Here is a 15,165-nt window from a genome sequence, read left to right as displayed (position 1 = left end):
TTAGCTTTTTTGTGTGTCTTATGCTACAAATTTGATAGTTTTTGCATCATTTGTAGTAAGTAAATTTATGTTAAGATTATATTTTTGGATTAATAATGCTATAAAACTATTAACAAATATTAAAAACAATTTAACCATGAAATGAAAACACATTATTTATTAGAACCCAGCCTTTTTAAAATCAAAAATCAATTAATAATATGATTTAAGAATTTAACCTAAAAAGATATTACTAATGATATTTGAAAATTTAAGAGACAGGAAGTAGTTTATAAACTAAATCATAATAAATAAAAAACTTTACAGCCAAACAATTATTTAACTAAACAAAAAAACCAATTAACTATGATGTTGAAATTAAAATTTGCAATAATCGCATTGCTAATAGTTAGCACTCAAAATGTGATGGCACAATCAAAAATCGTAAAGGGTATAGTGACGGATCCTTCTGGAGTTCCTTTACCCGGTGCCAGCATTAATGTAGAAGGATCTACAAATAGCGCATCAACAGACTTTGATGGCAACTACTCTTTACAAGGGGTTAACGCTACAGATAAAATAACATTTTCTTACGTTGGATTAACTTCACAAACAATCACTGTTGGTAATCAGACTGTGATTAATGTTAAATTAGCAGAATCTACACAAACCTTAAATGAAGTTGTTGTAGCATATGGTACTCAAAAAAGAGCAAAGGTAACCGGAGCGATTTCAACAGTTACTTCGAAAGATATTGTAGCTGTACCAATTACGAATGCAGAGTCTGCCTTACAAGGTAGAGCAGCTGGTGTTACTGTTGTAAATGGCGCACCAGGTTCCAACCCTACAGTTACTATACGAGGTTTAGCCACAATGGGAAATAGTGCTCCTTTGTATGTAGTAGATGGAGTTTTAACCAGTAACTTGTCAGGATTAAGTCCAAATGACATTGAGAACATCTCTGTTTTAAAAGATGCTTCAACAACGGCATTATATGGTTCAAAAGCTTTTAATGGAGTTATAATGGTAACAACTAAAAAAGGTAAAAAAGGCCCAGGTCAGTTAACTTTTAGCTCTTACGTAGGTGCGCAAACTGTCACTAAAAGATATGACGTCTTAAATACACAGCAATATCTCCAATATGCTAAAGATTTAGGAAGTGATTTGACATCAAGAGCTGCTGAATTTGGTAATATAAATACCAATTGGCAGGACGAAATTTTCAGGACTGGATTAATGCAGGATTATAATTTAAGTTTTTCAAATGGAACAGAGAACTCTACAAGTCGTTATTCTGCCGAATATTTAAAACAAGAGGGTACAATTATAAATACTGGCTTCGAACGTTATTCTTTTAGGGCAAATAATACACAAGATATTGGCAAACTTAAATTAGGAAGCAATATTGGAGTTTCTTTTACTAAAACCAACCCTGAACGCTCTGCAGGGGGAAGAACATTGTTAGAGCATGCTATTAAAATGGCACCTTATTTTCCTATTTATAATGAAAGTAATCCAGGAGGATTTCAGGGACCTAGTGCAGTTGATTCTAATGATGCCGAAAACCCTGTGCGTGTTGCAAATCTGGGATATCAAAAAATTAATGGTCTGTCTATAATTGGAAATATTTATGCTGAATTAGAAATTTACAAAGGCTTAAAATTCAGGTCACAAGTCTCTTTAGATTATTACACTACGAAAGATCATACATTTGTACCAAGTTTCTATGACGGTACAGCACACAAACAAGCTTTTTCTACAACCAATGAAACAAATGGTCAGGGACAAACCATTGTTTTTGATAATAGTTTAACTTACAAAACTACTTTTGCCGAAAAACATAATTTTGAAGCATTAGGGGTTATAACCAAAATTGATGTAAAATCACAAAGTTTAGCTGCTGGAAGCCAGTATGATATTTCAAATGAAATTGATCAGTTGAGATATAATAATGGAAGCCTGGGTTCTTCAAATTTTGTAGAAAAAAATATTGGATATATTGTTCGACTTAATTATGATTTTGATGATAAATACTTATTAGCTCTCTCTGGACGCAGAGATGCATCCTCTCGTTTTGGAGCTAATAATCGTTGGGGAAATTTTTATTCTGTTGCTGTAGGCTGGAATATAGCTAAAGAAAGCTTTATGGCCAATTCCGTTTTTAGTACATTAAAACTTAGAGCAAGTACAGGAACAACAGGAAACGACAGAATAGACAACTATCAGTATAGTGCTACGTTAATTGCAAACTACAATTATCCAATTGCCGGAGGAAATGCACCTGGCGTATCTGCTGGAGTTGCTTCTAATCCTGATTTGAAATGGGAGTCTAAAAATGACCGAAACATAGGTTTGGATTTTGGTTTATTTGACGAAAAATTTACAGGTTCTTTTGAATACTTTAATAATAAAAGTAGTGACATTCTTTTTGCCGTTCCATTAGCTGCTTCTGTAGGTTCTGCAGGCGGAGGAACTCAAATGCAGAATATTGCCGATATTAAAGTAAGCGGTTATGAATTATCATTAAGCTATAATGATAGACAAGGTGATTTTACCTGGTCTGCTACCGCTAATTTTGGAACAAGTAAAAATGAAGTTACAGCTTTAGCGCCGGGTGTAACCAGTGTATTGGGCGGTCCGGTGCCAAGAGCCGGTTTAGAAAATTTTTCAAGACTTGAAGTTGGCCAGCCATTATTTTATATTTATGGTTATAAAACAAACGGAATTTATCAAAATCAGGCAGAAGTAGATGCTGTTTTTGGACCAGGTCAAACTATTGTAAAACCGGGTGATATTAGAATTATTGACCGTAATGGAGATAAATTAATTACCGCAGATGACAAAACCAATATCGGAAATCCATATCCGGATTTTACCTACGGTTTAAATATTACAGCAGCATATAAAAAATTTGATTTCAACTGTTTCATAACAGGAGTTCAGGGAAATGATATTTATAATGCTAATATTTTTGACTTACAGGGTATGAATCGACTATTTAACGTAGGTACAGATGTTTTAGACAGAGCAATTATTGGTACAAATGGAGCGGTTACTAATCCATCAGCTACTGTTCCAAGAGCAAAGGGAGCTGATATAAACTGGTCTTCGGCCAATGAACGTTACATTGAAGATGGTTCTTACACAAGATTAAAAAATGTAACTTTAGGATATACATTATCCGGAGACGTATTTAAAAGCTATTTTTCTAATATAAGATTCTATGTAAGTGGTCAAAATCTTGTTACACTAACAAAATATTCCGGTTTAGATCCTGAAATTGCCCGTGCAGATACGAATGCAAACTCTGCTGGTATTGACTTAGGGCGATATCCACAACCAAAATCAGTAATTTTTGGTCTTGATGTTACATTTTAAAATATAAAAATGATGAAAAAAATAGTATATATAGCTACAATGGTGTTCGGAATTTTTACAATAAATTCATGTGACACTTCGGATTTAGAATTAACTAATCCAAACACATTATCACCTGATACTTTCTTTCAAACCGAAAAGCAGGTACAATCTGCTGTCAATGCGGCGTATGCAAATTTACAGACAAGAGGGTTGTATGGACGAAATCTTGCCTTTGCAATGGATCTTATGAGCCAGGATACGTCACCAAATCCTCAATTAGAAGGAAACAAAAAACCCTTCCATGATTTTTCTTTTAATGCAGGTAACGATATTATTCAATATTATTGGGAATCTTGTTATTTAGGGATATCCAGAGCTAATTTTGTGTTAGATAACGAGCAAAAAATTAATGCCTTACCAAATTCAGTTTTAACACCAGAGAAAAAAAATAAATTTTTGGGGGAAGCACATTTTTTAAGAGCTTATTATTATTTTCTCTTAGTGAATCGTTTTGGTGATTTGCCAATTTATAAAAAACAAACGATTATTAGCGTAGCCAGAAGTCCTAAAGCTGATGTTTATACCTTAATTAAGGAGGATTTGCAATTTGCTTCTCAAAATCTTTTGTCTAAGGATGTCGAAGAAAAAGGCAGAGCAACTAAAGAAGCCGCTTATGCTTATTTGGGCAAAGTACTATTATATGAAAAGAAATATGATGAAGCTTTAGTTGCACTTAATAATGTTACTGGATTTAGCCTGGAAGATAAAGGAAACTTTTTCGATAATTTCACAGAAGAAAACGAGCATGGTAAAGAATCAATTTTTGAAATTGAATTTAATGAAAAAAATGGAGTTGGTGATAAATGGGGTGATGCTGGTAATAGTGGTGGAACTGGTTTTGAAGAGTCAACCCTTCGGGGCCAGGAATACGGTAATTTAAGCTGGTACAATGTATATCCGGCAGATGAGTTAATAAACTCGTATGAAACTGGTGATTTGCGTTTTGGTGATACTTTTTATGTACCTGGATCTTTATATCTAAATGGAAAAGCCACTATGAAAACGACTGATTTTACTACATCTGAAGGCCTTAGAAATTCAGGTTGGAAAAAATATCAGAATTATTATCGAAAGCTAGATGAAGCTGTACAATCAAGTATTAACTTCAAGGTTATGCGTTACGCAGATGTATTACTTATGAAAGCAGAATGTGAAAACCAAAGAACAGGAGGTTCACAAACAGCGGCTATTGCATATATTAAAGAAGTTAGGGACAGAGCAGGTTTATTGACTGCAATTAATGCAACAAAAGATGATGTGTTTCAAGCAATAATTCATGAACGTAAGGTAGAATTTGCTGGTGAGCAAAGTCGTTTTGATGACATTATCAGATGGGGAATTGCAAGTACTGAGTTGCAGGGAACTGGTTTTACTGTTGGTAAAAATGAATTATGGCCAATACCAAACAGAGAAACATCTTCTAACCCTAATATAAAACCAAGTGATAATAATCCTGGTTACTAAAAGATTGAAGTTAGTTAGGTTGAGTTAGTATTTGAAAAGTAACCGTCTCAATACAAAAATTTGAGGCGGTTATTTTGTTAATATATAATTCTTAATTAAACAAGAATAAAAGACATTGTCCGCCATTTTCTTACTGAAGTTTTATAAACTCATGTATCCAAATCAAAATCTGTTTCAAGTTCTTTTTAAGAAAATTGCTTAAATACATCCTAGTCTTTTAAGCAAAACACTACAGGATGAATTGCACTTTTTCTTTATATTCCTATTTCACTGAACAGTAAATTCTATTATTTTTTTGCCTTTCAAAGTTTCCTGATAGGTTTGTTTAATTCATCTTTATCATATTCAATCAAGTAATATTTCACACTAAATAACAGGCAAGATGTATTTTTTATCAAGGTTAAAAAAACGCTTATTTTCCTTCAGGGTTGCTTCATTTATTATATAAAATGCTCGATTTGTATGATTCCGATACCTGTCATTCGGCTATTTTTGAAAACTTTTAATCCGGGTCTTATTCCCTGATTATAATTAAAATCAATTATTTAATTTAACCCAAAAGGTTCTCTAAAACATATAAAATGAGACTACGATTTATGGCTATTGTTTTGTTTTCAGTATTTTTTCAAAATTCTTTTTCACAAACAAATGATGCTGTTGAGAAAAGAATTCAGCAGTTGATTAAGAAAATGACTTTGAAAGAAAAAGTCGGAATGCTGCATGGAAATTCTAAATTTTACACCGAAGAAATAAAACATCTTGGCATTCCGGAATGGGCTTTGTCTGATGGACCTCATGGAGTCAGGGCAGAAATAAACCGACATGACTGGAAGTATACGGGACAAACTGATGATTCTTCTACCTGCTTTCCTCCTGGAACAGCTATGGCAGCAAGCTGGAACCTGAATCTGGCTAAACAGCGTGGATTTGTTTTAGGTGAAGAAGCACGTTTTCGTAAAAAAGATGTTTTACTCGGGCCAGGAATCAATATCATTCGTTCTCCGCTTTGTGGGCGAAACTTTGAATATTTAAGTGAAGACCCTTATCTTATTTCTCAGCTTTCAACAAGTTATATTCAGGCTCTACAGACAAAAGATGTTGCTGCCTGCGTGAAGCATTTCGTAGCTAATAATCAGGAGGAAAATCGTTTTGTTGTAGATGTAACTATGAGTGAAAGAGCCTTACGTGAAATTTATCTTCCTGGTTTCAGGTCTTCAGTTGTTGATGCCGGTGCATTAGGAATTATGGGTGCTTATAATAAATTCAGAGGCGAATATTGTACTGAAAATAATTATCTGGGACGAACACTTTTGCGAAATGAATTTAATTTCAAAGGCGTTTATATGTCTGATTGGGATGCTGTACACAGTACTGAAAAAGCGGCTTTGGCTGGTTTGGATTTAGAAATGGGAACTGAAAAAGAAAACTACAGCGATTGGTATTTCGCAGATCCTCTGATTAAAGCAGTAAAGGAAGGGCGCGTAAAAGAAAGCGTTGTGAATGAAAAAGTGGCAAACATTTTAAGAGTTATGATCAAAACCAAAGTTTTCGATCCTGAAACCCGTGTAAAAGGCTCTATAAATACAAAAGAGCATCAACAGGCTGCCTATCGTTCAGCAGTAGAAGCGGTTGTTTTACTAAAAAACGAAAAGGAAATTTTGCCTTTAAATATGAATACTTTAAAATCAGTAGCCGTTATTGGTGATAATGCCACCCGTACACATTGCGGTGGAGGATTTAGTTCAGAAATCAAAGCTTTATACGAAGTAACGCCACTTCAGGCTATGACTAATAAATACGGAAAATCGTTGCAGATCAATTTTGCCCAGGGTTATGAAAAGCAATCTCATGTTGTAGAAAGAAGCAGCGCCGGTCAGTTAAATACCGACAAAGCAGACTGGAAATTAATCGATGAAGCAGTAGCCCAAGCCAAGAAATCTGATGTAGCCATCGTTTTTGCAGGTTTGAACCATGATTTTGATTCAGAGTCATTTGACAGATTACACATGCGTTTGCCATACGGACAAGAGACTTTGATTCAGGAAGTAGCCAAAGCAAACCCTAAAACGATTGTCGTAATTATTGCAGGTTCTCCACTTGAGTTAGCTGGCATTGAATCCCGTGTTCCGGCTTTAGTCTGGGGATGGTATGGCGGAATGGAGGCCGGTAATGCTGTTGTTGATGTATTGAGCGGCAAAGAATTTCCTTCCGGAAAACTGCCTTTTACTATTCCGGTCACTTTAAGCCAGTCTCCTGCCCATGCTTTAGGAGCTTATCCCGGACATAATTTAAAAGTGAATTATGATGAAGATATTCTCGTGGGTTATCGCTGGTTTGACACTAAAGAAATTGAGCCTCAATATCCTTTTGGTTATGGTCTTTCTTATACTTCTTTCGAAATTTCTAACGTTACCTCTAACAAAAAAGTTTATGGAATTAATGATGAAATAACAGTGAAATTCAACATTAAAAACACAGGGAAATCCAATGGTGCGGAAGTAGTTCAATTGTATGCAGGCCAAACTTCCCCATCTGTTTTAAGGCCTAAAAAGGAATTAAAAGCATTCGACAAAATATTCCTGACACCGGGAGAACAAAAAACAGCTGAATTAAAAGTGAAAGTAAAAGACCTGGCTTTTTACGATGAAAAAACTTCCGGATGGAAAATTGAATCAGGCGAATTTGTACTTTACACTGCTACATCAGCTAAAAATATAGTGAACAGTCTGGCTGTGACTATCCAGTAACAAGTTTTCAGACTGATTAAAACCACTTTTCAATAATAAAAAAAGCTGCAAATAAGCAGCTTTTTTCATATTTATTAAACCTAAGTAAATCACATAAACATTAATTTAAAAGAAGTACGCCTCCATTACCCGGAATTATTATTTCAGCTTCCAAAGTATTTTTTAGCTTTATTGTTTTTATTTTTCCTTCTAATTGCTCATCATCATGATAGTACGTTAACGATGCTCCCGAAACAAACATAGGCAGTTTTATTTTAAGTTTTAGTGTTTCTTTTTGAGCATTTACCCCCGCTATGTACCATTCAGTTCCTTTTCGGCGTGCAAGCACAACATACTTACCCGGATATCCATCTAAATAACGAACTTCATCCCAGGTTGTTGGCACTTCTTTCATAAAATTAACTGCCCAGTCAGGAGCATCAGTTAAATTATTAGGTGCTAAAGCAAAATGCTGAACCCCACTTTGGAACAGAACTGCAGTTGCTAAAGCAAATACATCAGAAGTTCTACGTTTTGATCCTTTATTGGGAGTGTTATCACTGTTATAAAATTTATTTAACGCACTCCCTCCAAAATCCATACTTCCTACTGTATTTCGGATAAAAGTATGTGTCGCGGCATTCACAGCTTCATTGTCACAGCTTGCTTGTCCGAAATGCAAATTTTCACTGGCTAGAACGGCTTCACTGGAAGCGTAATTCGGATACATCCTTTCCCATCCTCTTGGCAATGTACAACCATGAAAAATAACCATTATGCCAAAATCATTAGCATCTGTCAGGATATCTTCATATAATTTCATAGTAACTTGTTTGTCTCCTCCAAAAAAGTCAACCTTAATTCCTTTTATACCTATACTTTTCATCCACGCCATTTCCTGACGACGGATTGACATATTATCCATCATCCCTCTCGGTCCCTGAGGTGCATCATTCCAGTATCCATTAGAATTATACCATAAATACAAACCAACGCCTTTTCCTGCGCCATACTGAGCCAGTTCAGCTATTTTATCCTTCCCTATCTGAGTATCCCAAAGTGCGTCTATCAGGACGGTTTCATATCCCATAGCAGCACTAAAATCGATGTATTGTTTCTGTACCGGAAAAGTTGTATTACTATCCATTTTCATTATCCAGCTCCAGCTTCCTTTTGTATACTGGTATTCTTTTGAAGCCTGATACTTTGGCTTAACCAAATCAAACGGAATAGTCGTTTCTACAATTGGCGCAAGGGTTTCTCCAATTGTAATAGTACGCCAGGGAGTTTCTCCAATAAGCGGTATTCCCGGAGCAGTTGTTCCGCTTCCGTTATTCTCTCCTGCCATTGGAAATCCTATAGTATACAATCCTTTATCATGCCCAATTAGTCTGCCTGCACAATAACCGCTGTCCACACCTGTTTCCGATATCAAAACCCATCCATTATTATTAACTTTAAAAAGACATGGAAATGTATAGCCTTCTCCAATACCGTTATTACCCATTGGAGCATCTAATATATATGACGTTTCATAACTTGGGGCTGTTCTGGCATACCCTGTCATTGGCTTACTTTGCGGACAAAGAAATGTAGTGGTTCCTTCAGGCAGAAGAAAACCTGAAGCTTCTTCCTCAACTACACATCCGCGGGCTTCTTTCTGCGGATGTATTCTATATTTAAAAGCTACATTATTATTGCTTACCCTAAATAGTATATCAATAGCTGCTTTGTTATCTTTAGTAAAAGAAAATACAGCTTCATTAGCTTCATAATGCACACTGCTTTGCTTTATATTAGGCAGCTGATAGGTTTCATCTATTTTATTTTGATCTGCATCGTTTTTTAAAATTAATCCTGTTGTAAAATCACCAACATTGGTTTTGAGACCCAGAGGAGAATTTTCTAAGAAGTTTTTTTCATTATATGAAACACTATACAAGGGCATTCCATTCGTTACAGAAACAGAAACCTTTAGTTTTCCATCAGGACTTTTTAGAACTGATTGTGCACTTAATTTTAAAAAACTAAATAGACATAACCATAAAATATACTTCAAATTCATAATACGCGGTTAGATAGATTAATTACTTTATTTTTATTTGTAAAAGAAGTGAAAGATAATAATCCTGAATTACTTTTATGATTCAAAAAAACAGTTATTTATAATAATTTGTGTATTTGAGTGGATTCAATGGCAATTTTAACCGATCAATTCTAAACTATTTATTTTATGAAACTTCTTTAATTTTTTGAATTTCAGGATTTACTTTAAAAAATTATCCTTTTTTAATTTTTTAAAATTCTTAACTGATGGAACTTTGGACTATTACTACCGGGATTAGCCGTTATTCTAATATTTACTGTTTCAATTTTATCTATATCTAATCTTATCAATTTATCTTTTAAAGAAATTACCTGTGCTGGTTTTTCATTTACAAGAATTGTAATGTTCTTTGTTTTAAATTCATTTATACTGCTTATATCTAAAAATTTTCCTGCCTTATTTTTATTTAATAACTGATAGGAAATATAGGAACGGGTACTTCGCCACGATTTTGTATCTTCGTAACCTGAATCACTTTTTTCACCTTTATAACCATGGTCAACTTCTGACTGCTGTTCGCCACAATTAATCTTATCTACTGTTTTTGATTCTATAGCCAGCTCCTCGATTTCCTGCTGTTTTAATAAGTCATGTTTTTCTTTATACTGTTCTTTGGTATAGTTTTGAAAATACATTTGATAACGTGAATCATGGAGGTCAAAAAAAGGTTGTAACTCTAATGAATCCAGACGAAAATGCATATTTCCTAAATCCTTAAGTTTTGAAATATAATCTGCTTTTTCTCCTATGATAGCATAAGCCTGATCCAGAGGATAGTATTTACCCGCCGCAACATGTCCCATCCGGCTGTCATCAGCAAATAATCCGTCTAAGTCTTTGTTTGATGTTTTGGCAGCCAGTACAATTGGGCCGTTGACAAAAGCGCTCCAATTTGAACCGTCCGGTAAACTTTCTAAACGAGTTGAAATTTTGAATTGAACCGTAATCTGGTCTCCTGATTTCCATTTTCTTTTCAAAATCAAATAATTAGATGGTTTGGCTTCTATATTCTGAATTTTTCCATTAATTAGAATTTCAAAATTTTCAGCCCATTCCGGACAGCGGATATTCAGCGAAAATGTTTTATTTTTTTTAATTTTTAAACTGATATCTGTACTATTCTGATAGGGAAATTCTGTGCTTTGTTCTATAGAAATACCTTTTTCTTTCCAGTCTAATGTGGATGGAATAAAAAGATTTACAAAAATATCATCACCAGTGTGGCTGTAAATTAATTCTCCGTATTTTGAATGATTTTCAAGCCCGGAACCTACACAGCACCACATGCTTGTTTCCGGCTGTGAATACACCCTGTAGTGATTAGGTCTGATAGGTGTAAAATAAACAAAACCTCCTTTTTCAGGATGCTGGCTTGACAAAATATGATTGTAAAGCGTACGTTCATAAAAATCGAGATAAGACACATCATTTTTATCCAGAAATAAAGCTTTGCCTAAACGCTCCATATTGTAAGAGTTACACGTTTCCGGTCCCTGATTTGATTTTATCATACCACTAAAATCATCAGTAGGATTAAAATGTTCTGCAAAACTATTCCCTCCAAAAGAAACACTGCGTTTTTGGGTCACATTTTCCCAGAAAAACCCAACGGCATCTGACCACTCTTTTTTACCTGAAAGAACAGCTATCTTTTCAAAACCAATCACTTTTGGAATTTGAGTATTGGCATGCAACCCTGTTAATTTGTCTTCCTTTTTAATGAGTGGGTTCAGTATGGCTAAGTGTGAAATTTTTTCAGCTGTTTCAAGATATTTTTTATTTTTTGTAATAATGTACAAATCTGCAAAAGATTCGTTTATTCCTCCATGTTCTGTTTTTAGTATATTCTGTATTTGCTCATCAGAAAGAGGACGGATTAATTCTATAAACCAGTCTCCCAGTTTTATTAGAATATCTTTTGCTTTTTTATTATCCGCATAATGATACGCATCGTTTAAACCCGCAAAAAGTTTATGGATATTATATAGTGGAACCCAGGTGTTGTTTAGTCCGAAGTTACTGCCATCGATATCCCCATTGTGAATTCGGTCCCAAAAAATTTTTCCCTGTGGAATTCCTCCTACATAACCATTACCATTCTTATTCTGGCATAAGGATAATTCATCAATCATGTAATCTAAACGATTTTTAAGAGTTGTATCTCCGGTTGAAGCATACATCATAGCCAGTGCCGAAAGATAATGTCCGGCGATGTGCCCGTCAAGTCCTATACTTTCCCAATTCCCGTATCGTTCTGCCTTTACAGGTATATCAGAAGCTATAAGGTAAGGAGCCAAAAGCCTGTCAGGATTCAGTTCTAAAATATACTTAAGGTCAACATCCTGAGCATTTTTAAAGATTCCGCTCTTTAATCTTACCTGTTTTAAATCAAATGGCTGCATTTGAGCCACAGCAGAATATCCTGTAAACAATATCAGTACAAAACATACAATTTCATACCTCAAAAAAACTTTTTTCATACTATTCATTAAATAAATTTTCATAAGTATTCAGTTCGAATGATTCTTTTCAGACGATATAAAATTAGCATTTTAGTATGTAAAAATTTCCTTTTGCAATTATTTTACCTTTTACCCGTAACAGATAAGGCTTTAATCTTTTTTAGAACAAAACCCTGCGATATTAAATTATCGCAGGGTAAAAATTTCAGCAAAAGCTTTAGTTTAAAACTCCTTTACTGTTATTTACTTATTACAGTCTTATCTTTTTATAAACTTCTTCGCTATTTTAGACTGACCGTTTGTTCCATTAATAAAATAAACTCCGGCAGGCAATGACTCAATTCTTATTCTGGTATTACCATCTTTCAAAGTTCCTGAATTCACTAAATTTCCCTGAGCATTAAAAATTTTATAATCAAAATCAGAAGACATCATATCAACAAAAATTTCCGATCCGGCAGGATTTGGATACAATCTCAAATTTGCTTCGCTGAACTCATTTTGATTTGTACTTAATGTGGTGAATTCAAAAGGAAGAACGGCAGCATTATATCCGCTTTTTTCACTTAAGTAAAAACGAAATGATGAAATTACCGGCTCACTTCCGGCTGTTACAGGATAAAATGCCGTAATATTATTTACTGTCTTCAATGTGTAACTTCCGGCAGGAGCTTTAATGCCAATATAAACCGGATTCATCTGATTCACCGTTAATGCTTTTGGAGTTGAAACATTTCCGGTACCATTGAAAACAAATGTACCTGAACCGTTCAATAGAACAGGGGTATTGGCCGGAATTACACCGTCAATTTTAGTACAGGTTATTTTAGCAGATGAAGGCTGCATCGTGTAAGCTGTTACACCCTGAGGTATACTGGCTTCAAATGGAAGAACTAAAATATCGTAATCCGCAATCGTTTTGGTAAAAGATGCAGTTGTAGCTGAAAAAGCGAAAGGAACATTAAAATCACCGCCCTGATCAATAAGGCTTAAATTATTGCCCGAAGTCCCGGATATTACATTTGTCGCAGTATTATTGCCCACCACATAAAATATACTGTTTTTATTGGCTGATTTGGTGTGCCAGTCCTGAGATGAACTGATACCTGCGGTATTTCTAAAATCTAATGATACATAGTTTGTGCTTTGCAGGGCATCCATCAAAAGACTGTCATCATCTGAATATATCCCTCCAAATTCAGCCGCTTTTTCGTCAGCAACATTAAAATACACATCACCTAAATTCAAGGTAAGTACTGAGCTGTAATTAGAATTTCTCAAGCCAATAATTCCGGTACATCCATCTGTTAGAACCGCTTTAGAAATATCAAATGTCAAATCAAATTCAACCCCTGTAGGAAAATTGAATTTTCCATAATTTTTCGATTTTACTTCCCCATTATCATTGATATAATACAATGTTGTATTATCAGTATTAGACTGGTTAGCAGTAGTAAAACTTTTAACATGTATTATCAATTTATTGTAACGGTTGTCTAATTTCAAATATCCGTTAGAATCAGTCATATTGGCACTTATCAGTGGATTTGCGTTTGCAAATGTCACGGTTTTGCCACTAATCTGGTAGGCTGTTCCAAAGGCAGGATTTGTAACAGGCTGATTTTCAATTTTAGCATAATGAACTTCTTTGCTGGTCATTTGCGAGGGTACTCTTTCCTTTCTCTTTTCAAAAGTCAAAGTAATAAAACTCGAAGCATCAATACTCACTACCGGACGAAATGTTTCCGCAAAAGCAGTCGCAGTATTCTGTACATCAATACTCTGGGTGGTAATTGTTTTAGTTCCTTTTACAGTATAAAAAGGCAAATCTACAGTCAGATTATAGGTGTTCTGTGATGGATTAATTATGGTAAGAATAATTTTATCACCGGCATCATTGATGTACGATGAGCCTTTAAGCTGTGCAGTAGCATCACTCCATGTAGATTCTATACGTGTTGTACCTGTGGTGAATTTTGCATATTGCGAAAGTATATGTCCTCTTTTGGTAATTTCTCCGGCAACTGTTCCGTTTGATCCGTCACCCATCAGAGCATAATATCGCTTAGTAGCATAGTGAATCCAGGCATTGACATTTCCCAGCATCGCATCATTGACGCTGTTTGCGAAACTAAAGGCATCAATTCCCCAATTGAAATCCCGAACCGTACCTCCCGAATTCCAGTTAATGAGATATTCTGTCATCCATATCTGCTTATTGTAATTTTGAAACTGTTTGTATCTGGACTGGATGCCTCCATACTGATGAACTCCGTAAACTTCAAAATTCTGCATTACACTGGCATCCAGAAAAGCATTTGCATAAGAATCTGAATAACCAACACTTTCAGGTGCAATAACTTTACAATTAATAAGATGACCGTAATTTTTAACGAAATTAGCTATTTGTACAGGTGTCCAGATACAGCCCTGATAAGTTGCCCTTTCATCAGGCTCGTTTTGAATTGAAATATAATCTAGTTCTACTCCGTTATCACGAAGATAGGCTACATAACGATTCAGATACAAAGCATAATCCTCATAATGCTCTTCTTTCAGGTAGCCAATTTGCTGAACTCCGTTTTCATCTGTATAAACGGCCACTTCGCTATTGTTGGTTTTCCATTCTGCCGGCATTGTCCAGGGACTTGCAAAAATCGTTAATCCCAGTTCATTTTTGGCTAATTTGGCAGTTGCAAGTGTAGAGGGCCAGTTGCTTTCTCCGGGAATATAAAGGCGCATAATAGTATAGCCGGCATCGCTGTTTGTTCCCCACATTTTTTTGATTTCCTCAACAGACATATAATTATAGCCAAACTGGGGACTACAGACAAAACCTCCAAAACCGGTAACTTTTTGATATGTTTTATTTTTATCAATCTGTACTTTCGCATTCTGTGCATTTAACTGAACAGATAACACGAATAAAACTGCAAACAATATTAAACTTAACTGGTATAATTTTTTCATATTCTTTACTATTATTTGGTTACTAAAATTTAATTAA

At 34.9% G+C, this 15,165-nt stretch carries 6 protein-coding genes; 3 read left to right on the top strand and 3 right to left on the bottom strand.

Annotated elements, in window-relative coordinates; translation table 11 throughout:
- Nucleotides 1–405: 405 nt before the first annotated feature.
- From GXM16_RS21565 to GXM16_RS21555, 3 genes are all read left to right on the top strand, one after another.
- Nucleotides 406–3,357, top strand: coding sequence for a SusC/RagA family TonB-linked outer membrane protein (locus GXM16_RS21565; RefSeq protein WP_229684200.1), 2,952 nt, complete (start codon nucleotides 406–408; stop codon nucleotides 3,355–3,357).
- A 12-nt stretch (nucleotides 3,358–3,369) separates the two neighbouring features.
- The gene (locus GXM16_RS21560; protein WP_229684197.1) at nucleotides 3,370–4,863 is read left to right on the top strand and encodes a RagB/SusD family nutrient uptake outer membrane protein; all 1,494 of its coding nucleotides are present in this window, start codon (nucleotides 3,370–3,372) and stop codon (nucleotides 4,861–4,863) included.
- 581 nt (nucleotides 4,864–5,444) lie between these two features.
- Nucleotides 5,445–7,610 (top strand): beta-glucosidase, encoded by a 2,166-nt coding sequence (locus tag GXM16_RS21555; RefSeq protein ID WP_163396566.1) that lies wholly within the window; start codon nucleotides 5,445–5,447, stop codon nucleotides 7,608–7,610.
- A 100-nt stretch (nucleotides 7,611–7,710) separates the two neighbouring features.
- Here GXM16_RS21555 and GXM16_RS21550 read toward each other — a convergent pair whose 3' ends face one another.
- The 3 genes from GXM16_RS21550 to GXM16_RS21540 form a co-directional block, all read right to left on the bottom strand.
- Nucleotides 7,711–9,654 (bottom strand): glycoside hydrolase family 97 protein, encoded by a 1,944-nt coding sequence (locus GXM16_RS21550; RefSeq protein ID WP_163396565.1) that lies wholly within the window; start codon nucleotides 9,652–9,654, stop codon nucleotides 7,711–7,713.
- 224 nt (nucleotides 9,655–9,878) lie between these two features.
- Nucleotides 9,879–12,176 carry a glycoside hydrolase family 127 protein gene (locus GXM16_RS21545; RefSeq protein ID WP_163396564.1) on the bottom strand — a complete coding sequence of 766 codons (2,298 nt, stop codon included), beginning with the start codon at nucleotides 12,174–12,176 and terminating at the stop codon, nucleotides 9,879–9,881.
- A gap of 240 nt (nucleotides 12,177–12,416) precedes the next feature.
- A complete protein-coding gene (locus tag GXM16_RS21540; protein ID WP_163396563.1) occupies nucleotides 12,417–15,128 on the bottom strand; it encodes a T9SS type A sorting domain-containing protein in 2,712 nt (903 codons plus the stop codon).
- Nucleotides 15,129–15,165: the final 37 nt, after the last annotated feature.

It is taken from the genome of Flavobacterium limi (assembly GCF_010645075.1).
Lineage (GTDB): Bacteria > Bacteroidota > Bacteroidia > Flavobacteriales > Flavobacteriaceae > Flavobacterium > Flavobacterium limi.
The sequence above is the reverse complement of the archived record's forward strand: the minus strand, read 5'-3'. Positions and strand labels throughout refer to the sequence as shown.

Bases quoted from the DNA above. Each gene is read 5' to 3' on its own strand.
- GXM16_RS21560 (WP_229684197.1), top strand. From the start codon at position 3,370: ATGAAAAAAATAGTATATATAGCTACAATGGTGTTCGGAATTTTTACA.
- GXM16_RS21545 (WP_163396564.1), bottom strand. From the start codon at position 12,176: ATGAAAAAAGTTTTTTTGAGGTATGAAATTGTATGTTTTGTACTGATA.
- GXM16_RS21550 (WP_163396565.1), bottom strand. From the start codon at position 9,654: ATGAATTTGAAGTATATTTTATGGTTATGTCTATTTAGTTTTTTAAAA.
- GXM16_RS21555 (WP_163396566.1), top strand. From the start codon at position 5,445: ATGAGACTACGATTTATGGCTATTGTTTTGTTTTCAGTATTTTTTCAA.
- GXM16_RS21540 (WP_163396563.1), bottom strand. From the start codon at position 15,128: ATGAAAAAATTATACCAGTTAAGTTTAATATTGTTTGCAGTTTTATTC.
- GXM16_RS21565 (WP_229684200.1), top strand. From the start codon at position 406: ATGGCACAATCAAAAATCGTAAAGGGTATAGTGACGGATCCTTCTGGA.